The following is a 22,683-nucleotide window of genomic DNA, read 5'->3' as shown; positions in this document are numbered from 1 at the left end:
GGCGGTTCGGCAAAAAAAGGGAGGCCGAAGCCTCCCTTTGTCTTAGAGGCCGTTTGGAAAATCGTTAGCGGGGGTTGTCGCGAGGCTCTGCGTCTGATTCAGGCTCTGGATGTGGACCCATCAGAGCCGAGGGCGAATGGCCCAGATTGCCAAGAAGACGAAGCGCTATCCCAGTGATCTGACCGATGAGGAATGGGATCGCCTGGCGCCCCTGATGCCCAAGCCTGGGCGCCGTGGCCGTCCACGCGAGGTGGATTTTCGCGAGGTAATCAACGCCGTGCGCTACCTTGTTCGGTCGGGCTGTGGCTGGCGGATGCTGCCGATCCATTTCGGTGCATGGCAGACGGTTTATGGCTGGTTCCGGGAACTGGCTCGCAGGTTCCTGTTCCAGACAATCCACGACATCGAACTGATGCTCGATCGCGAGCGCCAAGGGCGGGAGGCCAGTCCGAGCGCAGCAGTGATCGATAGCCAGTCGGTTAAGGCACCATCCGCAGAAAAGCGTGGGTTCGACGCAGGCAAGAAGGTTGTCGGGCGCAAGCGGCATATCGCCGTCGATACCGATGGACGGCTACTGATGGTCAACCTGACCACTGCGGACATTTCGGACAGCGCAGGTGCCCAGACCATCCTTGATGGCATCCGCAAACGCTGGCCTTGGATCAAACATCTCTTCGCCGATGGCGCCTATGACCGCCTCAAGCTCATGGACAAGGCAAGCTATCTGGATTTCGTCATCGAGGTCATTCGACGCAGCGATCAGCAGCAGGGCTTCAAGGTTCTGCCCCGACGATGGGTCGTCGAGCGGACCTTTGGCTGGATGATCCGATGGCGCCGATTGGTCCGCGATTACGAGAAGCGCATCGACGTCTCGCAGGCCATGATCCTCGTCGCCATGGGCGGTAATCTCCTACGCCGAAATGCTCATCCCTGATTTTCCAAACGGACTCTTACTGGAACAGTTTGATGAAAGCGGGCGCAAGGCCGATGACTGCGAGGACGAAACCGACGCTGCCGATGACCCAAGTTTGTGCCGTCAGCTTGCTTTCGATTCCCTTGTTCGCCTCCTGAACCTTCACGGCGATATACTCCTCAATAGCCTCTACAACTTCCGCTGCGGCGTCGTCGGACAGATTAGCCGCTTTCAGTGCTCTAAACAATTTGATGTGCATCCGGTTCTCCTTCTCGTTGGTGACGGGAGACACCCGGCATGGGCACCGGCGCCGGCTGTCAGGGACCGCGAAGCGGCCGCGTCAGCGGGCGGTGGGGGAGCCGATTTGCGCAGCAAATTGGGGGAACCGCCGATCCTTGAAAGCTGGCGCGCACCCATGCCAAAATGCCTCGACACACAGAGAGAAGAGATTGCGGGGGGCGGGGTTCGATGCCCCGCCCCCCGCTCCATGTAGCACCGAGATCATCGGTTTTGCCCAACGGGCGAAAAGGGGCGGGCCATGCCCGCCCCTCCGGCGTCAGCCGGACTGACCGCGCTTCGCCTTGGCCTCAAGGACAAGGGCGACAAGCTGCGGGTCGAAACACTCGCCGCGCTCAATGTTGCGGATGCCGGGACCGTCCAGCACATCATTGATGCGATCCGCAATGATCTGCGCCAGCTCGTCGGACACAGCCTCAATGTCGGCGCTCGTTTTGCCGATGAACATCGGATCTTTCGGCCACATGCTTTCGGCCTCAAAATGGTCCTTATCGTTGACCGCATTTCTCAGGGCGTCGATCGCAGCATTTCCAAGCGCGCGCTCGAAAGCCAGCTGGGCGAACAGACGATGAGACATAACAACCTCCTTGTTGCCGGAATTGGCAAGGCCAAGGGGAGGGTCGCGCCGGGTCGGGTCAGGGACCGCGAAGCGGCCGCGCTAGCGGGCGGTGGGGGAGCCGATTTGCGTAGCAAATTGGGGGGACCGCCGATCCTTGATGCGGCCTGGTGCGTCCCTCATGCTAGGAAGACACTGACGGGGGGATTTAACAAATCAACGCCTGCCCGAAGGGCAGACCGCTACCTTGGGGCTTCCCTCGCCCGCACCATGGCGCTGTATTCCAGCAGTGCTTGCCGGACATTCTCATCATCGGTGACGGTAAGGGCATGGCTGGTTGCGGACGCATGATCCGTCCGCATTTCAAGCCACGAGATACGCGCTGCATCTGGCTTCTGACGGTCCTGTTCCAGTGCGATTTGTTCGCTGTAACCGGCGATCACGTCATTGATCGCCTCAAGCGCTGCCTCATAGGCAATGGCCTGATCTTGCGTCCACAAGGGTTCTTTGGGGGCGTCCATAGTCACAGGTCGATTTACGGTCTCAAACCGCCTGACGGCAAGCTGCACTCCATCACCATTTTTGAGCGAGCCAAGCGAGTTGCTGGCCGATTCCAAGCCCTTCCATCGGCGCGGATGCGCGCCGCTCGATTTGCGGCCACAAAGGATCGCGATAGTGCCGGCCTGCGAGAACGATCAGCGGCGCGGCGGCATCAATCTGATCGGCCATCGCCTCGATCACGCGCACGCCCCAAAGGCGGCGCGCGCTTGCCTTCATCGCGCCTAGCGTCTCGTCATAAGGCGCGATCACGGTTTCCGGCGCGATCAGGCCATGCTTTGCGGACAGGATGAACCATTGCCCTTCCTGCCGTTCGACATAGGCGCGAGCCTTCCGAAACCATGGCGATGCGTAAAGATCGCGAGCCGGGGCGGGGCGGTCCAGCTTCGCGGCAACGCAAGCGACAAGGAAAACCGGAGCCGGGGACGGGGCCGGGTTGATGGCAGGCAAAGGGGCGGACTCAAGATCAGCAATGACGGTGCAGCGGCCCCATTTCTGCAACTGGCGCTGCCAGCCTTTCGGTGGTCCCTTGCGCTCGGCAACATGGGAAAGGGTCGGGCCTCCGAACAGGTCGGGTTGTTCCCCGATGCGTTGCACCGGGGGAACGTAGCGGGGTTCTCGGATGCAATGGCGCGCCATGCTCGATCCCCTCAAAAGGCGAAAGCGGTCTGGCCGCTCGCCTCGGTGAAGCTGGCGCTATCGCCTGCGGCGTAGCGGTCGCGGCCCTTGGGGGACCATTGCAGGAAACCGGCACGGTCATAGGAAAACCAACCGTCCTCGATCCCGACGATGAAGGCCCATGCCTCATCCTCGGCGCAGATGCCGTGAGCGTTGATCGCCCAATATTCGGCGCTGCGGTCTTGCTTGCACGGGGACGGGGCGGAAAGGCTTAGGATCAGCGCGGCGCGGTCGGTCGGCTCGGTGGCATCCATCGCGCGCATGATCTGGCGGGCCTCGGCGGTGTTGATATGACCGCTCGCCCTCTTGTCCTCATGGTGCGAGTAGCGAAGGCCATAGGCAACGGCCTTGAAGATGTTGCGTGGTTCGGTGAACTCCTGCGTTTCGAGCAATTCGCGCCATTTCCCGGCGCTGATAAGGTCCACCGCATGATGCCAGAGCGAATGAGCGCGGTTGCTGTAGCCGTGGCGGTTCGTCACGCCATCGCGGGCGATCTCGATCCCTAGCGCGCGCTCGACGTGCTGCACGAAAGGATGGGCGGCAAGCAAAGGATGGCGAAGGCCGATCTTGCGCGGCTCGTCCTGCTCTGCGCGGATAACCTCGATGGGGAATTGGAACAGGCGCGACGGCAGATTCCACGGTGCGGAAAGGGGAAAGTCGCGGGGCACATCAAGCGCCCCGTTAATGTCCAGCAGAAAGCCGCTTGTCGCGAAGCCTGCGGCAATGATCTGGTCGCCCAGCTCGTCGGCCTGCGCCGTGCGGATCGCGGGGGCAGCGCTCATGCGCTCAACTCCGCATAGGTGGCGCTGCATTCGTAGCGGATCGCATCGCCATCCCACATAGGACCGCAAATGCCCTTGAATTTCGGTGCGCCCTGCAACTCAAGCCGCTGGCTCGGATTGCTGTTGTAACCGCTGCATTGAAACCCCTCGACCGCTGCCCGGTTGACGATGGTTTCAAAGGTCGCGCCCTCGATCTCGATCCGGTCAAAGTCCTGCTCGGTCTGGCGGTAGATACGGATTTTCATGGGCTTTCCCTTCCTAATTGAGCCGAAGGCGATGACGGGTCATCGACTTCTGCCGAAAGCGGGCGACGCTGGGCCGGGGAATGCCGCAAACGGGGCCGATCAGGGGGGAGGGGGATCACCCGTCCTGCACGGAGCGTAGCGAAGGAAGGGCGGGGAAACCCGCCTGATCGCCAAGCGGAGCCGCGCAGCGGCGGAGACGGTCTAGCCCTTGCGGCAGGGGGCAGGAACAGGCCCCAAAACGCGCCAGATCAGCGCGGCGGCTTGCCGCCTCAATCTGCGCCAGGACAGGCGGTGGCAGCTGCCACCGCCTGCACCGATCAACCCGGCTTGCGGATCGCAAGCAAAACGGTGTTCACGTTGGTTCCAGCGTGGGCGAAAGAACCGGGGGGAAGGTCGATCCATTTACGACCGTGAAAATAGATCGCCTCGCAACCGGCGATCATGCGGTGTAGCGCCTTGTGGCGCTGATCCTCGCCATACTCTGCCCGCGCGCTCATGATCGCCACCAGCACGCCTCCCGGTTTGAGAAAGGCGAGGGCATGGCGCACATGGTCACAGTCGCGGCCTCGATCAAAAGGCGGGTTCATTATCACTGCGTCGAACGGTGCATAATGGGCCGGGTCCAGTGCGAGAAAGTCGCCCTCGATCGCATCGGCAAAGCCATGGATTACCCGTAGCTCATGGGCGAAGCCGGGTTGCAGCTCCACGCAAGTTACATCGGCACCGGCGTTGCGTGCGGCCGAAGCGAGCGCGGCCTTTCCCGCGCTAGGCTCTAGAACGCGCTGGCCTTTGCTGATTCTCGCATGTTCGATGACCTGGGCGGCGATCTCCGGAGAAGTCATGAACGCGCCGAAATTCTTGGCGGGCGTGATATGATAGGCCGGGGCCGCTTCTGCCTCGGTCGTCTCATAGCCGTCACCGATAGCCTCGCCGTAATATTCCGCGAGCAACAGATTCACACTCTGCAAAAGGTCGTCACGCTCGAACCATATGTGCAGATTGCCATTCTTGAAGACGCGAACTCGGAAATAGTCGCCCTCGATCACCGTTGGCAGCGATCCGCGCACGCGCGCAGCATCGGCAACTTGTGAGGCGATGCTGTGGCCCTCTGAAACAGGGGGCTTTTCGTCCAGTTCCAGAAAGACGCGCTCCACGTCCCGCAACGTGTCGCGGCGCTCGTATCGGTCCCATGATCCCCATTCGTTCAAGGCGCGGTCGATGATGAGACGCGCGCCGATCTTGAAACCGTTGTGCGAGCGAAAGCGGCGATCCAGCTTGGCGAAGACGTTGGCGATGCCGCGCAAATAGAGGTCGCGCCGGTTGGTCCAGATATTTCCGAAAGTCGCGGCGCAGTTGTCGGGCGTGAACGGCACGGGATCATCGCGCAAGCCGTCATGAAACTCCTTTCGGGCCTGCTGGTCTAGCAGCTGGTCGAAACCCAGCTGCTCCATGAGGGCCGCCCAGCACCGGCGGTCCATCGTGTGCGTCAAGACGCGCTCGAAATTGTCGCGTGCGTCGATGGTCTGGCGCGCTCCCGTCTCCTTGTCGCGCTGGTCGATAGGCTGCGACTGGATGAAAGCGCGAGTCAACGTGTCCTCGGTCCAGTCGCGGCCACATGACAGCGATAGTGGGCCGCCAAGGGTCAGGCGCGCCGCCTCGTCGCGGGTTGCATGGTAGGTGTCATAGAGGCCGAGCCAAAGGGCTATGGCCTTGTCTCGGCCGTCGCAAATATCCGCAATCTGCGCGGGCGTCATAAGCTCCTGGCCCATGCTCACGCCCCCCCGAGGATAAGAGCACCAAAGCCGAAGCCCTCGGCGGCGTCCTCGATGGTGGTCACAAGGCCGTCAAAATCTTCATCCGGTCCTAGTAGGTCGGCAATCTCGATGACGGCGGGAAGGTCAGCGCCATGATTTTCGGCAAGGTCTTTGATGTAGCCGAAGCGGTCAAAATTGCCCTCTTCCTCATAGCGAGCGAGCGGAATGGTGCGTGCGGCGTTGATCCGAAGAATCGTTGCCAACGGAATGTCGGTCATGTGCTGTTTTCCCTGCCTAGAATGGAGCCGAAGGCGATGACGGGTCATCGACTTCTGCCCAGCGGCGAGCAGGGCCGGGGAATGCCGCAAATCAGGGCCGATCAGGGGGGAGGGGGATCACCCGTCCTGCACGGAGCGTAGCGAAGGAAGGGCGGGGAAACCCGCCTGATCGCCAAGCGAGGCCGCACAGCGGCCGAGACGGTCCAGCCCTTGCGGCAGGGGGCAGGAACAGGCCCCAAAGTCGAACAGCGGACGCGGCGGCATTGCCGCCTCAATCTAGGGAAAAGCGCCCGCCAGGTCATAGCATAGCGGTGACCTAGAGGACGCTGCGGCATGTCGCCGGCGACATGCCCAACGGATAGCGCCGGAAGCATCCGAGCAATCGGATCCTCCGTCATTTTAATTGCCCGAGCGGTTGCGCGACACGTCCGCATAAGGCTTGCGGCGGCACTGGCTGCACCGAAGCCGCGCGATCAGCTCGTAAATGCGGGTATCGAAAGAAATGCGGCGCGAGCGGGCGAAGTCGCCCAGCGGGGCGACAACGCGGCGACCGCAAGCGCAATAGATGCGCAGATAGCAGCCTTGCCGATACCAGATAGGATCAATGGGCTTGGGGCGGTTGTAGTTCGCGGCCATTGGGCGCTTATGCGCCAAAGGGAACAGACGGGGAACACCTCGCGCGCGCGTCGGTTATTGGATTGGCAAGGGAAAAGGGCTATATAGGCAATGCTTCGTGTGCTGATTCATTTCACGCACCTACCTGAACCCGCCGTGCTGTCACACGGCGGGTTCAAACATTTAGGGCGGGCGGCCCTGTCAGACCACCCGCCCCGCTAGATCAGCCCTTATCGGACTTCCCCAGCTTCACAATTGCGATCACGAGCGCGACGGCTGCGATCGTCAATTGAGCTGCTTCATATGCTGTCAAATCACATCACCTCCTTTGAGCGAGAGGATTTGCGAAGGGCCGCTGTCACAGTCCCTCGCCCTCGCTCGATGGGGGCTATACAACGGATTGGCGAGAATGCGCGCGAAACGCGCTTCACATTTTCGTGAAGCCGTTGGATGATCGCCGGCGACCGTTGATGAAAAGGGGAAGCTATGGGCCTCGTATCGCAGGTTAGCGCCGATGACCGGGAAAGTGCATGGCGAATAATCCGTCATCGCGAAATCATGGAACGACTGATTCCGCTTTGGGCTGTGCTTGGCGTTGCGCTGGTGCTGATGGGCGTGGACCTGGGCGGGCGTCTGCTGTGGACGCTGCCAATGATCGGATATGTCTTTGGGGTGATGGCGGTCGATCACGGCCCTGATTACCGCGCCGCGAATTATTGGGTGCCGGTCCTGGGAAGCCAAGCGGCGGCGCTGCTGCCTCTCATCGCCAGATTCTAGATCTCTCTGGAGCGGTGGCAGCTGCCACCGCTCCACGCGCGTCAAGCTCTGGCCTCGAAGCGGGCGATCAGCTGTTCCGCTACGGAAGTAATTTCGGCGGGGTCGGCGGTTTGAGTGCAATCGCCGCCTACAACAGCGCCGAGCGTGCCGCCGTCCAGTTGGACAACGTGGACACGCCACACGTCGCGCCGGAGTTCGTATTGATCGGGAAGCGGCCTCTGCATGATTTCATGAAACACCAGGTCAACCCATTGGCGCGCGTCCGGATCAGAAGACGCATCGGCGTAGTCGGTGCGGCTCGCTATGACGCTGTATCGGTCGCCTAGCATGAATTGGCGTTCGCGCGCGCGTCGGTCCTGCTCGATCCGCGTCACGCGATCTTTTTCCGCCCGCTTCATGGCCTGTTTCATCCGAACATCGTCGGCGCTGCGCGTCAGCGCCGCCATGATGTTGAGGACGCGCGCGGGCATATAATGCCCCGCGCGCTCGGCCGCCTCGATCACAAATTGCAAATCGCTGATCTCGGTGGGGGAGAGGGTGACGCGAACGGCGCTCGCCGTGTTGCTGATTTTCATGGCTGCGGCTCCGGCTCTTCCTTCGCCTTGTAGGCGGCAAGGCCGATCCACGATCCGTTATCGCCGCGAAACTGGCGCACAACATCGCCACCGTCCCAATGGCCGGTGAAGATGCCGCGCCGGTTGATGCCGCCGACGGGGCGCGTGCGCGCCGCCAGAAGGCGGGCGCGGCGCGTGTCTCGATCTAGGTGGCGCATGGGTTGCATGGTCAATCCTTCCTATTCGCTGGCGGTGTCGAGTTGCGTGCCGATCTCGTCGGCGTCGAAGTCTTCAAGGGCTGAAATCGCGCTTTCCAGTTCGGAAACTGCGGCGTCCATCGCCTGCGCGCGTTCGCTGTCCTCAAGACTGGGTGGCAGATTTTCGCGGGCGGCCTGCTCGTCATCCTTGACGGTTTCGAGCATGTCGCGCGCCTCATCCAACAGGGCCTTGCCCTTGTCGATCAGCACGCGGGCGGCGGCGATCTGCTTGCGGCGTTCGCGGTTCATGCCTCTGCCCTCACGTCGCCGCTGTCGATCTGGAAGCCTGCGCGGGCCAGCTCGTCACAAAGGGCGCGCTGCCGATCCTCGCGGGTGCCGCTGGTGGCGATGTAGCTGCACCGGCCATCGTGGAAGGCGAAGCCTGCGCGTTTCAGGCATCCGCGAAACCGCTGGTGGGTGCGGTCGCTCCAATCCAGTGTGCCCGCATAGTTGCGGAAGGCGGCGACAGCGCAGACGGAACCGTAATTCTCATCACGCCAGCTAAGCTCGATCACGGGGGGCGATTTGGTCATGGTGGCCTCCCTCAATATTCGCTGGTTAGGAGAATGGTGAGCACGCGGGTTGTGGCATCGGGATTCCATGGTTCGGCGCTGCCAAATTCAAGATCGCGGTCGTAATAGTCGAACTTCCACATGACCGAGAGGGCTGGGCGCGTGCTGTCGTCAGTCCAGCGGGTATGCCATTGGCCGATCACATCGCGATAAAGGAAACCGGCGTCATGCTCGCCGTGAGGATCGTTGTCGGGTGTGAAATCCTCAAAGCCCTCGATCATCTTGAGAATGTCGGACTGCGTATTCTCGTCCAGCGCCGCGATGCCTTGCGTAATCACGGTGCGACAAGTCACGCCCATCGTTCGCCGCGCAATGTCGTTCAGCGCCGCAACGGTGGCGATCTGGTCAGTTGTCGCTTCCATTTTCCTCACTCCTTTAGGCGAAGCCGCTGCCTGCGGCCTGCGGCTCTGACCCGCTGGCGAAGCGCGGGATGGGGAGGGGGGAGCAAAATCGATGGGAGTGGTGCGGGCGGCGCGACTAGGGAGGCCCCGGCGCGCGCGAGCGCGCCGGAACTGGCCGAACTTGTCGGGCAACCCGGTCCTGTCGATTATGCTTCGGGAACGAAAGGGCGGGTGCCCTTGGTGTTCCCCCGGTGGCAGCTGCCACCACTGACGGAGCGCGGCCCTGGGCCGCTCGATCCTATGTGGCAGCTGACAGACTACGAAGCGTGCGGCCCTGGCCGCTCATTTTCAGCGCTCGCGGTCCTTTGATTTCTCGGCGGCCGGCGTCGGTGATTTGCCTTCGCGCAATGTTGCGGCGACATGGGCCTTTGCGCTTTCGACGATCTGCGCCAGCTGTTCCTTCGATGCGCCGCGCTCGGTAGCTGTCGCGACGCGCTTATCAATGGCGAGCTGGAATTGCGCGAACCTGGCATCGGCGCGGTTCTGCTCAGGCGAGTTTTTCTCGAATTGCGCAGCAAGGCGTAGATCAACCTGACTGACGCCGGGAGGCATGACTTGCAGACGTAGCGCGCGATCGGCGGCCTGAATGTCGCGGTCGGTCATTTTCGAAAGGAAATCTGCGGCGCCCGCGCTGATGGCGCGGACTCTTTGCAGCGGGTCCATACCCTCGGACCAATTGACTTCGATCTGATGATAGCGGCGTTGCTCAATCAGCTGAAGGTGGTGCATCGGCCCTTTGGGATCGCGGAAAAAGGCAAGCTCCTGCGCTGAACGCGCGGCCAGCTGGCGCATGTCAGCGGACGTTTCCGCGATCCGATTAAGCTGCTCATGCTGCCGCGACGCAACGGTTTGCGCAGTAGGTAGGTAACGGCTGATTTGATCCTTGGCCTGCTCGATACTCATTGCGCGTCGTTCGCCAACTGGCATGAGAGATTCCATCGAGGGTGGAAACGCGATGCCCGCTGGCCCACGCGCTGGCTCGACGCGGTTCTGTTCGAGGGGCATGGCATCACGGATGACTTTGGCGAGGGAGGCATGATTTCCGGTATGGAAGCTGTCGCGGCTCGCCTCCATCCAGTCCTTCGGCCCCATTGCCTGGATCGAGACGAATTTTTCGGCCGCAAGGGAATGTAGCTGCAAGTGCAGCCGCATGGTGCGACCATTGCCCTCACGGAACGGATGAACGGCATTTAATTCGGAAATATGCCGCCCCATGGTATCGGCAAAGCGATCACGATCCATCGACTTGAGGGTTTGGAGGTCGGGCAGCTGCTTAAATTCGTGCTCCATGCTGCGGGCAATGAAGTGCGCTCGGGCAAAAGTGCTGCCGGGTTTGCTTATGTCCACAGTCCGAAAGCGCCCCGCCCAATCATATACGTCCTGAAACAGATGATTGTGCAGTTCGCGATACTCGCGCGCGTTCGTCGCCGGCGCGGCGCGCTGCACGACCAGCTCGCCATGTCGGACAACCGAGAAGAAAGCTTCTCGCTCCTTGAGGATATTATCGTCGCGGATTCCCAGCTTGTTCCGAAGAACGTCGCTGTTACGCCAGGTGTAAGGGTCGCTCACCTGTCATGCAGCGAGTTTCTGGCGGGACAGAACATCACGGTTGTAGTCCTGCGCCAGACCAATCGCCACATCGACGGGAATTTGGGTTTCGACCAACAGCAAACAAAAAGAGTGGTCATCCGAAACCAATTCAAGTCCTTCAATCTTGCAATTTGCGATTGCTTCGCAATAAGCTGCCATCACGTCAGGAATCTCTTCCTGCCGACGCGGCTCATACCCCATCGCCTTGATGCGATTCCTGTAGGTGTCGATGATATTTTCCATTTTGCACCTAAAAACGACCTGCTCCCGCCCATAGTTAACATGTCGGGATTTGTATATAAACCACATTGAGTAGCCCCCATATTTCACTTTCCTGAAATGGGACGCCGCGCTTGCGCGGCGTCTCGTGCATTTAGCAGGGCGGGTCATTCAATCCGCTTGGTCGGTCATCATCGCCAACAGGTAGTCGGCGGCGTTCTGAGCCTCACGGGCAGCCTCGAAAATCGCGCGCTTGTCGTTGCGGAGCGCGGTCAACCAGTGCTCGATATACGCGGCATGGTCTTCGCGTTCCTCGACCTTGAAACCGACAATCGCGCCGATGAAGGATGCGCCCAGCTCGGCTACGAGCTCGTCCCTCGCATAGTCGGCGCGGCTCGTTGAAATCAGGGTTTTCCGGTTGAGGCGGCTTTCATGCCCTGCATGATGCACGGCCTCGTGCGCAAGCGTGGCATAGTAGTCGTCGGCGGAATGGAACGCTTCAAAAGCAGGCATTTGGATATAGTCGTCGCGGGTGTGGTAATAGGCTTGCGATCCGCCGATGCGAACGGTTGCGTCGATGCGAGAGAACATCACTTCAAGCTCAACGTCGCGGGTTTCGGGATTGGTAATGATCGGGGCGGGCGCGGGATATTTGCCGTCCAGTCCCTCGACCTGATCGGCATTGAAAACCGTGTATCGTTTCAGAAACGGAATGGCGCGCTCGTCGTCCGTCTCGGAGTCCTTCACGACAAGCTTGTTAGCATAGACAACGGTGGTCCCCTTGCTGCCCTTCCGGACATTGCCGCCAAGCTCCAATGCCTGTTTGAAGGTCAGCCAATAGGGGGAGGCGAAGCCCTGACGCATGGCGCTGGCCCAAAGGCTGAGGACGTTGATCCCACGATAGGCGACCCCATTGTGCCGGAGCGGAATGGTCGGCCCACCGCTCCACGGCTTCACCCAAGGCTTGGTGCCCGCTTCGAGCATCGCAAGAATGTCGTCGGTGACGGCCTGATAAATGTCGATCCGGTTCGTTTCCTTAGCCATTTTCCTCACTCCTTTAGGCGAAGCCGCTGCCTGCGGCCTGCGGCTCTGACCCGCTGGCGAAGCGCGGGATGGGGAGGGGGGAGCAAAATCGATGGGAGTGGTGCGGGCGGCGCGACTAGGGAGGCCCCGGCGCGCGCGAGCGCGCCGGAACTGGCCGAACTTGTCGGGCAACCCGGTCCTGTCGATTATGCTTCGGGAACGAAAGGGCGGGTGCCCTTGGTGTTCCCCCGGTGGCAGCTGCCACCACTGACGGAGCGCGGCCCTGGGCCGCTCGATCCTATGTGGCAGCTGACAGACTACTAAGCGCGCGGCCCTGGCCGCTCATTTTGGCGGCGGCTTGCATGATTTTGTGCTGTTCGTCGCACCCATCGGGATTTTCTTCCTCAACAGGCGCATTCGCTAATCGCAAAGGCGGGGCGGTGGCAGCTGCCACCGCCCCCAAGTTTGCGGGGAGCGCGGGAGTGAAGCGCGCTCCCCGTGCCGTCATGCCGCTTGGCTTTCGCTATCGGCGGCATCGGGCAAGGCAGAGGGTCGAAGCGGGGGGCAGGATGCGCCGCCCCGCAAGGCGCTCGTTGACCGTCACGGCAAGGTCAGAGCGCTTCATGGTCTGGCAATTCTCTACAGCGTCGTTGCCGCAACCTTCGGCCAGCAGCTTCAAGAGCGTGGCCTTGCTAAGCTGGTCATAGAATACCTGATTAGGTTCCCACTTGTCGGCCATGTTGATCTGCGCGGCTCCGACGATCTGCGCCAGCTGGCGGTCGCGGTCGCTGTGGAACGAAAGGCTCGTGATCTGCGAGGCAACGCAGTAGGCCAGCAGCCGCAATTTCGCTTCGCTGTCCATCTGGCGCATGTCGTCCAGCGTGGGTGTTTCGGCCAAGCGGTCAAGATCGGCCCTTGCGATCTCGTCAATGTCGGCAATCGTGGAATGGCCCATGACCGCATCGTCAACATGGAAGCGGTTCTTCTCGGCGGTGATTTCGGCGGCTTGTTGCCACGAATAAGCGTTGCCGCGAACCTGCCCCAAGAGGCCCGTTAAGAGCACGTCCAGCGCCAGCTCCGGGTCGCTGGCAAGGGCTTCCCGAACCGCCATCGTGCGGATGCCGCCCAGCTGATCCATGACTTTCTGCGAGTAGTCGGGGCGAGGAGGCTTGGGGCCATCGGCGGCGGTGCCCTTGGCGGTGCGGGTGAACGCGACCTGTTCGATACCGTCATGGCCGATGAAGACGATAAGCGAGTGCTCGGCCTTCTGCTCGGCGGTGAAAACGCGGCAAGCCGATACGATAGCGTCCTGTTTGGGGTGACTGCACGAAAGTGACTTATCTGCACGCTAAGAGCGAACGGACCGGGAACGCTGGGACTTTGTGTTCTTCTCCGTGGCTTCGAGGGCTTTGTAGAGGGCGGTTTTGCCGATCTTGAGGCGCGCGGCGGCCTCGCGAACTGTGAGGCCGGAAGCGATATGTTCGCGCGCCTTGCGGAGCTTGTCAGGTGTGACCACTGGCCGCCGCCCACCGGGGCGACCTCGCTCGCGAGCGGCCTTGAGGCCTGCATGGGTGCGCTCCCGGATCAGATCGCGCTCAAACTGGGCAAGCGAGCCGAAGATGTTGAACACCAGCATCCCGCCCGAAGTGGTGGTGTCGATGTTCTCGGTGAGCGAGCGGAACCCGATACCTCGCGTCGCTAGCTCGCCGACCTTCTCAATCAGATGGCTCATCGAGCGCCCAAGACGGTCGAGTTTCCAAACCACCAGCGTGTCGCCGCTGCGCAGATAGGCGAGCGCCTCGGCCAGGCCGGGCCGATCGGCTTTTGCACCAGATGCGTGATCGTCGAATATCCGGTCGCACCCGGCCGCGTTCAGCGCGTCGAGCTGGAGTGAGAGCTTCTGGTCTGCCGTCGAGACGCGCGCATAGCCGATCAACGCCACATGCAGCCCAATCCTGTCCGTTTTCCCATCATTATCTGATCTTGTCCGAATCGCCGTTATAGGTCCAGAGTTAACGGACATATTCCTGCTGGCCGCCAGAGGACCGTCTGACGGACAAGGACGCGGAAGGAGATAGTGCTTGGCGAGACGGCGACTGGTGAGCGCGGAAATCTGGGCAGGGCATTATGGCGCGCCGCTCGATGAGCGCGAGATTGCGCGGCACTATACGCTGACCGGTGACGACCTGGAAATTGTCGGCCGCCGTCGCGGCGATGCCACCCGGCTCGGCTACGCGATGCTCCTACTCTATATGAGATGGCCTGGCCGTGCGCTGGAAGCGGGTGAAGTCCCGCCCGCTCCTGTGCTCGCCTATGTGGCGCAGCAACTCGGCGTCGCGCCCGAAGCCTTCGCGGACTATGCCCATCGGGACCAGACCCGTCGCGAACATCTCGTTGAAATCCGACGATCGCACGGGTTCAGGATTTTCGACCGCAAGGCTTTCCACGAAGTTGTCGCATTCTCGATCCCGATCGCACAGACCATCGTCCACCCCGGCCAGATGGCGGGGGTCATCGTTGACGAACTTCGGCGCCGGCAGATCCTCCTGCCTTCTTCATCGGTTCTCGAAGCGGTACTCCGGCGTGCTCGCCAGCAGGCCGAACAGCTTACCTATGAAGTGCTCACGAACGGCCTGCGGCCCGATACGCTGCAGGGGCTGGACGATCTGCTGGCCCGACGAACAGGGCAAGCCGCGACATGGCTATCCTGGCTGCGCAATGCACCACAGTCGCCGGCAGCGCGCAACATCCTACGCCTGATCGAACGGCTCACTCATATCCGCGCGCTGGATCTCGATCGCGCCCGTGCCGACATGATCCCGGCTTTGACTTTTGACAGGCTGGCGGACGAAGGCAGCCGGATCACACCCCAGCACCTTGGCGAACTCAATGCCCTGCGCCGCCATGCGACGCTGGCGGCGCAGGGCATCCGTCTTGAGGAAAGCCTGACCGATGCCACCCTGACGATGTTCGACAAGCTGTTGGGCAGCATGTCGCGTCGCGCCGAGAACCGGACCCGTGACAAAGCCCTCAAGACGGTGCGCGAGTTGCAAGGCCATCTCCGGACGCTCACAGGGTCTTGCCGCATTCTCATCGAAGCGCGCACCAACGGTGTGGACTCTCTGGCGCAGATCGAGGCGCTGGATTGGCAGCGCTTCGCCGTGGCGGTCGCGCGGGCCGAAGTACTCGGGCGACCGGAAACCGTCGATCGCACCGCTGAATTGATCGAGCGGCATCGCACGGTGAAGCTCTTTGCCGGTGCCTTTCTCAACACCTTCGAATTTCGCGGCGCCGGTGCGGTGCAGGGACTCCTGTCGGCGCTTACCATCATCGCGGAGCTATACCGGACCGGCAAACGGCGCTTGCCTGATCGCGTGCCGCTGCGCTTTGTGCCCTCCGCATGGCGGCCGTTCGTCCTGCGGGACGGCATCGTCGATCGCGCCGCCTATGAACTATGCGCCTTGTCCCAGCTACGGGAGCGGTTGCGAGCGGGAGACATATGGGTCTCGGGAAGCCGCCAGTTCCGCGATTTCGATAGCTACCTCATCCCGCCGGCCACCTTCGACGCGCTTCGCGAGAAGGGGCCGTTGCCGCTCGCCATCGAAACGGACTTCGATCGTCATATCGAGGAAAGGCGCGCCAGGCTCGACACGGCGATCGAACAGGTGACGGTCCTCGCCCGACAGGGCGAGCTGCCCCAGGTCAGGCTTGACGAAAGCGGCCTTATCATCTCGCCGCTGAAAGCGGCAACGCCACCCGCCACCGAGATTGCCCGTCGCGCTGCCTATGACCGACTGCCGCGCGTGAAGATCACCGATCTCCTGCTTGAGGTCGATGCCTGGACCGGGTTCAGCGAATGCTTCATCCATCGGCGTTCGGGCCGGGAGGCCGACGACCGCAATGCGCTGCTCACCGTCATCCTTGCCGATGGCATCAATCTCGGCCTCACACGCATGGCGGAAACCTGCCGAGGCGCAAGCCTGCGCCAGCTCGCCCATCTCCACGACTGGCACATCAGCGAGGCCGCCTATGGTGAAGCGCTGGGAAGGCTGATCGACGCCCATCGCGCCATGCCGCTCGCCGCGCTGTGGGGAGACGGCACCACCTCGTCGAGCGACGGACAGCAATTCCATGCCGGGGGCCGTGGCGCCGCAATCGGCGACATCAACGCGCGCAGCGGCAACGAACCGGGCGTTGCCTTCTACACCCATGTCTCGGATCGATATGACCCCTTCGCGACCCGGGTAATCGCGGCGACCGCCGGCGAAGCTCCCTATGTGCTGGATGGCTTGCTGTATCAGCAGACCGGCCTGACAATCGAGGAGCACTACACCGATACAGGCGGTGCATCGGACCATGTGTTCGGCCTTATGCCCTTCTTCGGCTACCGCTTCGCGCCGCGCCTGCGCGACATCAAGCAGCGTCGTTTGCACCTCCTTCCCGGCCAGGAAGCCGGCCCCTTGCTTGCCGGCATGACGGCCGAACCGATCGCATTGGGTCATGTCGCGGCGCATTGGGATGAACTGCTGCGGTTCGCCACATCGATACGCACCGGCACCGCCACCGCTTCGGCGATGCTTCGCCGCCTGTCCGCCTATCCGCGACAGAACGGACTGGCCCTCGCGATGCGCGAGCTGGGCCGCCTCGAACGCTCGATCTTCATGCTCGACTGGCTGCGCGACATTGATCTGCGCCGGCGTACCCAGGCGGGCCTCAACAAGGGCGAGGCCCGCAACGCGCTCGCACGCGCGCTCTTCTTCAACCAGCTCGGCGAATTGCGTGATCGGCGGTTCGAGAACCAGACCTATCGCGCCTCCGGCCTCAACCTGCTCGTCGCCGCCATCATCCTGTGGAACACCCGCTATCTCGAAGTGGCGCTGGCTGATATCGGCACGCCCGACGAAATCGCACGTCACGTCGCGCCATTGGGCTGGGAACATATCTCGCTCACCGGCGACTATAGCTGGAATGTTGAAGATCGGCCCGATCCGGATGTCCTGCGGCCACTGCGCGCCATCAGTTCGTTGCTCGCCGCGTAACGTTCACCATACGTTCGCGCTTAGCGTGCGGATGCGTCACTTTCGTGTAGTCACCCCTGATTGTCGATTATCCGCAGTTCCTGCCGAACAGCTATATCGGCTTCCTGATCTACCGGGCCGGTCCCGCCGCCACCTTGCTATGGGCCTGCGCCGGCGCGACCATCACCGTCAGTGCAGCGCCGAGGCGTCCCGTTCTCCTGATCGCTCTGGTTAGCTCGATCGCCGCGTGCTTCGCGCTCTCCGGGCTTTGATCTCTAACCCCATGCCTTGCGTTGATAATTCAGGCATTAACCCTGGAACACCACCATCCATTATCCAATCAGGCTCACAGCGTTTTCATGAGCAGGTCCCCTCACGATTATCATAGACGCTTGCGGGCGGTTGATGAGCGCGCCGCAGCTCTCCGCGCTGAATCAGAACGCTGGCAAGCCTTCTGGAATGAAGCTGGCGGAGATCAGATCGATCCTCCCATTGTCGCAAAGCCCCCACGCCGCCGCTGGTTCTCCTTCTTAAAGCGACCGCAATAGTTTGAGCGGCCCAGGGCCGCGCTCCGTCAGTGGTGGCAGCTGCCACCGGGGGAACACCAAGGGCACCCGCCCTTTCGTTCCCGAAGCATAATCGACAGGACCGGGTTGCCCGACAAGTTCGGCCAGTTCCGGCGCGCTCGCGCGCGCCGGGGCCTCCCTAGTCGCGCCGCCCGCACCACTCCCATCGATTTTGCTCCCCCCTCCCCATCCCGCGCTTCGCCAGCGGGTCAGAGCCGCAGGCCGCAGGCAGCGGCTTCGCCTAAAGGAGTGAAAAATGACCATCCAGACCATCCAACTGAACAAGCTGGCGCTTTCCGACCTCAACGTGCGGAAGGTGAAGCCCAAGGAAATCGAAGCCCTCGCCGCCGACATTCAGGCGCGGGGCGTGCTGCAAAACCTGATCGGCTATGATGAAGACGGCAAAATCAGGATTTGCGCCGGAGGGCGGCGCTACCGGGCCTTGAAGCTGTTGCAGAAGGCAAAGGCCATCCCCGGCACTTTCGAGGTTCCCGTTGAAATCCGCAGCAAGGACGAGGCGCTGGAAATCTCGCTTGCCGAGAACGCGCAGCGCGAGGACATGCACCCCGCCGATGCCATCGCAGCCTATCGGGCGATCATCGACAGCGGCAAGGACGTTGACGATGTTGCAGCATCGTTCGGCGTCTCCCCGGCCTATGTCCGCCGCGTGTTGAAGCTGGCGGCGCTGCACCCGACCATTCTCAAAGCCTTCCAGAAAGACGAAATCGGCATGGGCGCGGCGCAGGCTTTCGCGCTGACCGACGATCAGGACCGCCAGCTTGAGGTTTTCAAGCGCACCGGCGACAACGCCCACCAAATCCGCGCCATGCTCACCCAGGAGAAGGTTGCCGATACCGACAAGCATTTTCGCATTGTAGGCGAGGAAGCCTATTGCGCCGCAGGCGGCACCTTCACCACCGATCTTTTCGGAGAACGTCGCTATTGCGATGATGCGGGCCTTGTCATGGACCTTGTGCAAGATCGGCTCGACGCCATCGCCAAGGCGGCGCGCGAAGATGGCTGGCGCGATGCAGAAGGGCAGCTCTACCGGCCTGATTCCTACTGGATGCGCGGCCATCTGGAACCCGCTGGCGAGCGCGATCCGACCGAGGAAGAAACCGCGCAGCTGGTCGAGATCGAGGCGGCAATCGCCAAGCGGGAAAGCGAGGTGGACGAGGACGATCACGACTATGACGACGAGTTGCGCGCCCTGACCCGCAAACAGGGGTGACTACACGAAAGTGACGCATCCGCACGCTAAGCGCGAACGTATGGTGAACGTTACGCGGCGAGCAACGAACTGATGGCGCGCAGTGGCCGCAGGACATCCGGATCGGGCCGATCTTCAACATTCCAGCTATAGTCGCCGGTGAGCGAGATATGTTCCCAGCCCAATGGCGCGACGTGACGTGCGATTTCGTCGGGCGTGCCGATATCAGCCAGCGCCACTTCGAGATAGCGGGTGTTCCACAGGATGATGGCGGCGACGAGCAGGTTGAGGCCGGAGGCGCGATAGGTCTGGTTCTCGAACCGCCGATCACGCAATTCGCCGAGCTGGTTGAAGAAGAGCGCGCGTGCGAGCGCGTTGCGGGCCTCGCCCTTGTTGAGGCCCGCCTGGGTACGCCGGCGCAGATCAATGTCGCGCAGCCAGTCGAGCATGAAGATCGAGCGTTCGAGGCGGCCCAGCTCGCGCATCGCGAGGGCCAGTCCGTTCTGTCGCGGATAGGCGGACAGGCGGCGAAGCATCGCCGAAGCGGTGGCGGTGCCGGTGCGTATCGATGTGGCGAACCGCAGCAGTTCATCCCAATGCGCCGCGACATGACCCAATGCGATCGGTTCGGCCGTCATGCCGGCAAGCAAGGGGCCGGCTTCCTGGCCGGGAAGGAGGTGCAAACGACGCTGCTTGATGTCGCGCAGGCGCGGCGCGAAGCGGTAGCCGAAGAAGGGCATAAGGCCGAACACATGGTCCGATGCACCGCCTGTATCGGTGTAGTGCTCCTCGATTGTCAGGCCGGTCTGCTGATACAGCAAGCCATCCAGCACATAGGGAGCTTCGCCGGCGGTCGCCGCGATTACCCGGGTCGCGAAGGGGTCATATCGATCCGAGACATGGGTGTAGAAGGCAACGCCCGGTTCGTTGCCGCTGCGCGCGTTGATGTCGCCGATTGCGGCGCCACGGCCCCCGGCATGGAATTGCTGTCCGTCGCTCGACGAGGTGGTGCCGTCTCCCCACAGCGCGGCGAGCGGCATGGCGCGATGGGCGTCGATCAGCCTTCCCAGCGCTTCACCATAGGCGGCCTCGCTGATGTGCCAGTCGTGGAGATGGGCGAGCTGGCGCAGGCTTGCGCCTCGGCAGGTTTCCGCCATGCGTGTGAGGCCGAGATTGATGCCATCGGCAAGGATGACGGTGAGCAGCGCATTGCGGTCGTCGGCCTCCCGGCCCGAACGCCGATGGATGAAGCATTCGCTGAACCCGGTCCAGGCATCGACCTCAAGCAGGAGATCGGTGATCTTCACGCGCGGCAGTCGGTCATAGGCAGCGCGACGGGCAATCTCGGTGGCGGGTGGCGTTGCCGCTTTCAGCGGCGAGATGATAAGGCCGCTTTCGTCAAGCCTGACCTGGGGCAGCTCGCCCTGTCGGGCGAGGACCGTCACCTGTTCGATCGCCGTGTCGAGCCTGGCGCGCCTTTCCTCGATATGACGATCGAAGTCCGTTTCGATGGCGAGCGGCAACGGCCCCTTCTCGCGAAGCGCGTCGAAGGTGGCCGGCGGGATGAGGTAGCTATCGAAATCGCGGAACTGGCGGCTTCCCGAGACCCATATGTCTCCCGCTCGCAACCGCTCCCGTAGCTGGGACAAGGCGCATAGTTCATAGGCGGCGCGATCGACGATGCCGTCCCGCAGGACGAACGGCCGCCATGCGGAGGGCACAAAGCGCAGCGGCACGCGATCAGGCAAGCGCCGTTTGCCGGTCCGGTATAGCTCCGCGATGATGGTAAGCGCCGACAGGAGTCCCTGCACCGCACCGGCGCCGCGAAATTCGAAGGTGTTGAGAAAGGCACCGGCAAAGAGCTTCACCGTGCGATGCCGCTCGATCAATTCAGCGGTGCGATCGACGGTTTCCGGTCGCCCGAGTACTTCGGCCCGCGCGACCGCCACGGCGAAGCGCTGCCAATCCAGCGCCTCGATCTGCGCCAGAGAGTCCACACCGTTGGTGCGCGCTTCGATGAGAATGCGGCAAGACCCTGTGAGCGTCCGGAGATGGCCTTGCAACTCGCGCACCGTCTTGAGGGCTTTGTCACGGGTCCGGTTCTCGGCGCGACGCGACATGCTGCCCAACAGCTTGTCGAACATCGTCAGGGTGGCATCGGTCAGGCTTTCCTCAAGACGGATGCCCTGCGCCGCCAGCGTCGCATGGCGGCGCAGGGCATTGAGTTCGCCAAGGTGCTGGGGTGTGATCCGGCTGCCTTCGTCCGCCAGCCTGTCAAAAGTCAAAGCCGGGATCATGTCGGCACGGGCGCGATCGAGATCCAGCGCGCGGATATGAGTGAGCCGTTCGATCAGGCGTAGGATGTTGCGCGCTGCCGGCGACTGTGGTGCATTGCGCAGCCAGGATAGCCATGTCGCGGCTTGCCCTGTTCGTCGGGCCAGCAGATCGTCCAGCCCCTGCAGCGTATCGGGCCGCAGGCCGTTCGTGAGCACTTCATAGGTAAGCTGTTCGGCCTGCTGGCGAGCACGCCGGAGTACCGCTTCGAGAACCGATGAAGAAGGCAGGAGGATCTGCCGGCGCCGAAGTTCGTCAACGATGACCCCCGCCATCTGGCCGGGGTGGACGATGGTCTGTGCGATCGGGATCGAGAATGCGACAACTTCGTGGAAAGCCTTGCGGTCGAAAATCCTGAACCCGTGCGATCGTCGGATTTCAACGAGATGTTCGCGACGGGTCTGGTCCCGATGGGCATAGTCCGCGAAGGCTTCGGGCGCGACGCCGAGTTGCTGCGCCACATAGGCGAGCACAGGAGCGGGCGGGACTTCACCCGCTTCCAGCGCACGGCCAGGCCATCTCATATAGAGTAGGAGCATCGCGTAGCCGAGCCGGGTGGCATCGCCGCGACGGCGGCCGACAATTTCCAGGTCGTCACCGGTCAGCGTATAGTGCCGCGCAATCTCGCGCTCATCGAGCGGCGCGCCATAATGCCCTGCCCAGATTTCCGCGCTCACCAGTCGCCGTCTCGCCAAGCACTATCTCCTTCCGCGTCCTTGTCCGTCAGACGGTCCTCTGGCGGCCAGCAGGAATATGTCCGTTAACTCTGGACCTATAACGGCGATTCGGACAAGATCAGATAATGATGGGAAAACGGACAGGATTGGGCTGCATGTGGCGTTGATCGGCTATGCGCGCGTCTCGACGGCAGACCAGAAGCTCTCACTCCAGCTCGACGCGCTGAACGCGGCCGGGTGCGACCGGATATTCGACGATCACGCATCTGGTGCAAAAGCCGATCGGCCCGGCCTGGCCGAGGCGCTCGCCTATCTGCGCAGCGGCGACACGCTGGTGGTTTGGAAACTCGACCGTCTTGGGCGCTCGATGAGCCATCTGATTGAGAAGGTCGGCGAGCTAGCGACGCGAGGTATCGGGTTCCGCTCGCTCACCGAGAACATCGACACCACCACTTCGGGCGGGATGCTGGTGTTCAACATCTTCGGCTCGCTTGCCCAGTTTGAGCGCGATCTGATCCGGGAGCGCACCCATGCAGGCCTCAAGGCCGCTCGCGAGCGAGGTCGCCCCGGTGGGCGGCGGCCAGTGGTCACACCTGACAAGCTCCGCAAGGCGCGCGAACATATCGCTTCCGGCCTCACAGTTCGCGAGGCCGCCGCGCGCCTCAAGATCGGCAAAACCGCCCTCTACAAAGCCCTCGAAGCCACGGAGAAGAACACAAAGTCCCAGCGTTCCCGGTCCGTTCGCTCTTAGCGTGCAGATAAGTCACTTTCGTGCAGTCACCCCCAGAAGCTGGGCGACGCGCTCCGGC

At 62.3% G+C, this 22,683-nt stretch carries 25 protein-coding genes; 5 read left to right on the top strand and 20 right to left on the bottom strand.

Annotation, left to right across the window (positions count from 1 at the left end):
* The first annotated feature begins 109 nt into the window (after positions 1-109).
* On the top strand, positions 110-934 hold the full coding sequence (locus Sj15T_RS19655; RefSeq protein WP_081440725.1) for an IS5 family transposase: 825 nt from the start codon (positions 110-112) through the stop codon (positions 932-934).
* 16 nt (positions 935-950) lie between these two features.
* Here Sj15T_RS19655 and Sj15T_RS19650 read toward each other — a convergent pair whose 3' ends face one another.
* The 9 genes from Sj15T_RS19650 to Sj15T_RS19610 form a co-directional block, all read right to left on the bottom strand.
* Positions 951-1,172, bottom strand: coding sequence for a hypothetical protein (locus Sj15T_RS19650; RefSeq protein WP_004213291.1), 222 nt, complete (start codon positions 1,170-1,172; stop codon positions 951-953).
* Between the two features lie 297 nt (positions 1,173-1,469).
* Positions 1,470-1,787: a hypothetical protein gene (locus Sj15T_RS19645; RefSeq protein ID WP_020819825.1), complete on the bottom strand. Its 318-nt coding sequence runs from the start codon at positions 1,785-1,787 to the stop codon at positions 1,470-1,472.
* A gap of 221 nt (positions 1,788-2,008) precedes the next feature.
* Positions 2,009-2,287, bottom strand: a complete 279-nt coding sequence (locus Sj15T_RS19640) for a hypothetical protein (protein ID WP_021225590.1) — start codon at positions 2,285-2,287, stop codon at positions 2,009-2,011.
* A gap of 52 nt (positions 2,288-2,339) precedes the next feature.
* A complete protein-coding gene (locus Sj15T_RS19635; protein ID WP_013054023.1) occupies positions 2,340-2,963 on the bottom strand; it encodes a DUF6884 domain-containing protein in 624 nt (207 codons plus the stop codon).
* Between the two features lie 11 nt (positions 2,964-2,974).
* A complete protein-coding gene (locus Sj15T_RS19630) occupies positions 2,975-3,784 on the bottom strand; it encodes a hypothetical protein (protein ID WP_013054022.1) in 810 nt (269 codons plus the stop codon).
* Positions 3,781-4,029, bottom strand: a complete 249-nt coding sequence (locus Sj15T_RS19625; RefSeq protein WP_013054021.1) for a hypothetical protein — start codon at positions 4,027-4,029, stop codon at positions 3,781-3,783. The genes Sj15T_RS19630 and Sj15T_RS19625 overlap by 4 nt, the downstream gene beginning before the upstream one ends.
* 317 nt (positions 4,030-4,346) lie before the next feature.
* A complete protein-coding gene (locus Sj15T_RS19620; protein WP_230463538.1) occupies positions 4,347-5,798 on the bottom strand; it encodes a DUF4942 domain-containing protein in 1,452 nt (483 codons plus the stop codon).
* Positions 5,799-5,800: 2 nt separating this feature from the next.
* Positions 5,801-6,061: a hypothetical protein gene (locus tag Sj15T_RS19615; protein WP_006953895.1), complete on the bottom strand. Its 261-nt coding sequence runs from the start codon at positions 6,059-6,061 to the stop codon at positions 5,801-5,803.
* Between the two features lie 399 nt (positions 6,062-6,460).
* The gene (locus Sj15T_RS19610) at positions 6,461-6,697 is read right to left on the bottom strand and encodes a hypothetical protein (RefSeq protein WP_006953891.1); all 237 of its coding nucleotides are present in this window, start codon (positions 6,695-6,697) and stop codon (positions 6,461-6,463) included.
* A gap of 465 nt (positions 6,698-7,162) precedes the next feature.
* On the opposite strand from Sj15T_RS19610, the gene Sj15T_RS19605 reads away from it, so the two are divergent.
* On the top strand, positions 7,163-7,453 hold the full coding sequence (locus Sj15T_RS19605) for a hypothetical protein (protein WP_006953889.1): 291 nt from the start codon (positions 7,163-7,165) through the stop codon (positions 7,451-7,453).
* A 41-nt stretch (positions 7,454-7,494) separates the two neighbouring features.
* Here the strand turns inward: Sj15T_RS19605 and Sj15T_RS19600 are convergent, their stop codons facing one another.
* The 10 genes from Sj15T_RS19600 to Sj15T_RS19555 form a co-directional block, all read right to left on the bottom strand.
* On the bottom strand, positions 7,495-8,028 hold the full coding sequence (locus tag Sj15T_RS19600) for a hypothetical protein (RefSeq protein ID WP_013054019.1): 534 nt from the start codon (positions 8,026-8,028) through the stop codon (positions 7,495-7,497).
* On the bottom strand, positions 8,025-8,234 hold the full coding sequence (locus tag Sj15T_RS19595; RefSeq protein ID WP_004213310.1) for a hypothetical protein: 210 nt from the start codon (positions 8,232-8,234) through the stop codon (positions 8,025-8,027). The genes Sj15T_RS19600 and Sj15T_RS19595 overlap by 4 nt, the downstream gene beginning before the upstream one ends.
* 12 nt (positions 8,235-8,246) lie before the next feature.
* Positions 8,247-8,513, bottom strand: coding sequence for a hypothetical protein (locus Sj15T_RS19590; RefSeq protein WP_004213311.1), 267 nt, complete (start codon positions 8,511-8,513; stop codon positions 8,247-8,249).
* A complete protein-coding gene (locus Sj15T_RS19585) occupies positions 8,510-8,797 on the bottom strand; it encodes a hypothetical protein (protein ID WP_006953883.1) in 288 nt (95 codons plus the stop codon). The genes Sj15T_RS19590 and Sj15T_RS19585 overlap by 4 nt, the downstream gene beginning before the upstream one ends.
* 11 nt (positions 8,798-8,808) lie before the next feature.
* Complete coding sequence (locus Sj15T_RS19580) at positions 8,809-9,198, bottom strand: DUF3768 domain-containing protein (protein WP_013054018.1); 390 nt, start codon at positions 9,196-9,198, stop codon at positions 8,809-8,811.
* Between the two features lie 327 nt (positions 9,199-9,525).
* Positions 9,526-10,806 carry a Fic family protein gene (locus Sj15T_RS19575; RefSeq protein ID WP_013054017.1) on the bottom strand — a complete coding sequence of 427 codons (1,281 nt, stop codon included), beginning with the start codon at positions 10,804-10,806 and terminating at the stop codon, positions 9,526-9,528.
* 3 nt (positions 10,807-10,809) lie between these two features.
* Positions 10,810-11,070, bottom strand: a complete 261-nt coding sequence (locus Sj15T_RS19570) for a hypothetical protein (protein WP_006968047.1) — start codon at positions 11,068-11,070, stop codon at positions 10,810-10,812.
* 147 nt (positions 11,071-11,217) lie between these two features.
* On the bottom strand, positions 11,218-12,090 hold the full coding sequence (locus tag Sj15T_RS19565) for a zincin-like metallopeptidase domain-containing protein (RefSeq protein WP_004213405.1): 873 nt from the start codon (positions 12,088-12,090) through the stop codon (positions 11,218-11,220).
* 502 nt (positions 12,091-12,592) lie between these two features.
* Positions 12,593-13,207 (bottom strand): hypothetical protein, encoded by a 615-nt coding sequence (locus Sj15T_RS19560; RefSeq protein WP_338756236.1) that lies wholly within the window; start codon positions 13,205-13,207, stop codon positions 12,593-12,595.
* A 210-nt stretch (positions 13,208-13,417) separates the two neighbouring features.
* A complete protein-coding gene (locus Sj15T_RS19555; protein WP_013039114.1) occupies positions 13,418-14,011 on the bottom strand; it encodes a recombinase family protein in 594 nt (197 codons plus the stop codon).
* A gap of 139 nt (positions 14,012-14,150) precedes the next feature.
* Between Sj15T_RS19555 and Sj15T_RS19550 the strand changes: the two genes are divergently transcribed.
* Together Sj15T_RS19550 and Sj15T_RS19545 are read left to right on the top strand one after the other, a co-directional pair.
* Positions 14,151-17,108 carry a Tn3 family transposase gene (locus Sj15T_RS19550; RefSeq protein ID WP_011627729.1) on the top strand — a complete coding sequence of 986 codons (2,958 nt, stop codon included), beginning with the start codon at positions 14,151-14,153 and terminating at the stop codon, positions 17,106-17,108.
* An 801-nt stretch (positions 17,109-17,909) separates the two neighbouring features.
* Entirely contained in the window at positions 17,910-18,884 is a 975-nt protein-coding gene (locus tag Sj15T_RS19545) for a ParB/RepB/Spo0J family partition protein (RefSeq protein ID WP_338756235.1), read from the top strand.
* Between the two features lie 50 nt (positions 18,885-18,934).
* Here Sj15T_RS19545 and Sj15T_RS19540 read toward each other — a convergent pair whose 3' ends face one another.
* Positions 18,935-21,892 (bottom strand): Tn3 family transposase, encoded by a 2,958-nt coding sequence (locus tag Sj15T_RS19540; protein WP_011627729.1) that lies wholly within the window; start codon positions 21,890-21,892, stop codon positions 18,935-18,937.
* Positions 21,893-22,031: 139 nt separating this feature from the next.
* On the opposite strand from Sj15T_RS19540, the gene Sj15T_RS19535 reads away from it, so the two are divergent.
* Entirely contained in the window at positions 22,032-22,625 is a 594-nt protein-coding gene (locus Sj15T_RS19535) for a recombinase family protein (RefSeq protein WP_013039114.1), read from the top strand.
* The last annotated feature ends 58 nt before the right edge of the window (positions 22,626-22,683 follow it).

Origin of the sequence: Sphingobium sp. TA15, assembly GCF_037101235.1 — a bacterium.
GTDB lineage: Bacteria > Pseudomonadota > Alphaproteobacteria > Sphingomonadales > Sphingomonadaceae > Sphingobium > Sphingobium indicum.
Note: the sequence above shows the minus strand (reverse complement) of the source record. Positions and strands in the feature narration are given on the sequence as shown.

What these genes read in the sequence shown, in the direction of transcription:
- Sj15T_RS19655 (WP_081440725.1), top strand. Translation starts at nt 110, where the DNA reads ATGTGGACCCATCAGAGCCGAGGGCGAATGGCCCAGATTGCCAAGAAG.
- Sj15T_RS19650 (WP_004213291.1), bottom strand. Translation starts at nt 1,172, where the DNA reads ATGCACATCAAATTGTTTAGAGCACTGAAAGCGGCTAATCTGTCCGAC.
- Sj15T_RS19645 (WP_020819825.1), bottom strand. Translation starts at nt 1,787, where the DNA reads ATGTCTCATCGTCTGTTCGCCCAGCTGGCTTTCGAGCGCGCGCTTGGA.
- Sj15T_RS19640 (WP_021225590.1), bottom strand. Translation starts at nt 2,287, where the DNA reads ATGGACGCCCCCAAAGAACCCTTGTGGACGCAAGATCAGGCCATTGCC.
- Sj15T_RS19635 (WP_013054023.1), bottom strand. Translation starts at nt 2,963, where the DNA reads ATGGCGCGCCATTGCATCCGAGAACCCCGCTACGTTCCCCCGGTGCAA.
- Sj15T_RS19630 (WP_013054022.1), bottom strand. Translation starts at nt 3,784, where the DNA reads ATGAGCGCTGCCCCCGCGATCCGCACGGCGCAGGCCGACGAGCTGGGC.
- Sj15T_RS19625 (WP_013054021.1), bottom strand. Translation starts at nt 4,029, where the DNA reads ATGAAAATCCGTATCTACCGCCAGACCGAGCAGGACTTTGACCGGATC.
- Sj15T_RS19620 (WP_230463538.1), bottom strand. Translation starts at nt 5,798, where the DNA reads ATGGGCCAGGAGCTTATGACGCCCGCGCAGATTGCGGATATTTGCGAC.
- Sj15T_RS19615 (WP_006953895.1), bottom strand. Translation starts at nt 6,061, where the DNA reads ATGACCGACATTCCGTTGGCAACGATTCTTCGGATCAACGCCGCACGC.
- Sj15T_RS19610 (WP_006953891.1), bottom strand. Translation starts at nt 6,697, where the DNA reads ATGGCCGCGAACTACAACCGCCCCAAGCCCATTGATCCTATCTGGTAT.
- Sj15T_RS19605 (WP_006953889.1), top strand. Translation starts at nt 7,163, where the DNA reads ATGGGCCTCGTATCGCAGGTTAGCGCCGATGACCGGGAAAGTGCATGG.
- Sj15T_RS19600 (WP_013054019.1), bottom strand. Translation starts at nt 8,028, where the DNA reads ATGAAAATCAGCAACACGGCGAGCGCCGTTCGCGTCACCCTCTCCCCC.
- Sj15T_RS19595 (WP_004213310.1), bottom strand. Translation starts at nt 8,234, where the DNA reads ATGCAACCCATGCGCCACCTAGATCGAGACACGCGCCGCGCCCGCCTT.
- Sj15T_RS19590 (WP_004213311.1), bottom strand. Translation starts at nt 8,513, where the DNA reads ATGAACCGCGAACGCCGCAAGCAGATCGCCGCCGCCCGCGTGCTGATC.
- Sj15T_RS19585 (WP_006953883.1), bottom strand. Translation starts at nt 8,797, where the DNA reads ATGACCAAATCGCCCCCCGTGATCGAGCTTAGCTGGCGTGATGAGAAT.
- Sj15T_RS19580 (WP_013054018.1), bottom strand. Translation starts at nt 9,198, where the DNA reads ATGGAAGCGACAACTGACCAGATCGCCACCGTTGCGGCGCTGAACGAC.
- Sj15T_RS19570 (WP_006968047.1), bottom strand. Translation starts at nt 11,070, where the DNA reads ATGGAAAATATCATCGACACCTACAGGAATCGCATCAAGGCGATGGGG.
- Sj15T_RS19565 (WP_004213405.1), bottom strand. Translation starts at nt 12,090, where the DNA reads ATGGCTAAGGAAACGAACCGGATCGACATTTATCAGGCCGTCACCGAC.
- Sj15T_RS19560 (WP_338756236.1), bottom strand. Translation starts at nt 13,207, where the DNA reads ATGGATCAGCTGGGCGGCATCCGCACGATGGCGGTTCGGGAAGCCCTT.
- Sj15T_RS19545 (WP_338756235.1), top strand. Translation starts at nt 17,910, where the DNA reads ATGACCATCCAGACCATCCAACTGAACAAGCTGGCGCTTTCCGACCTC.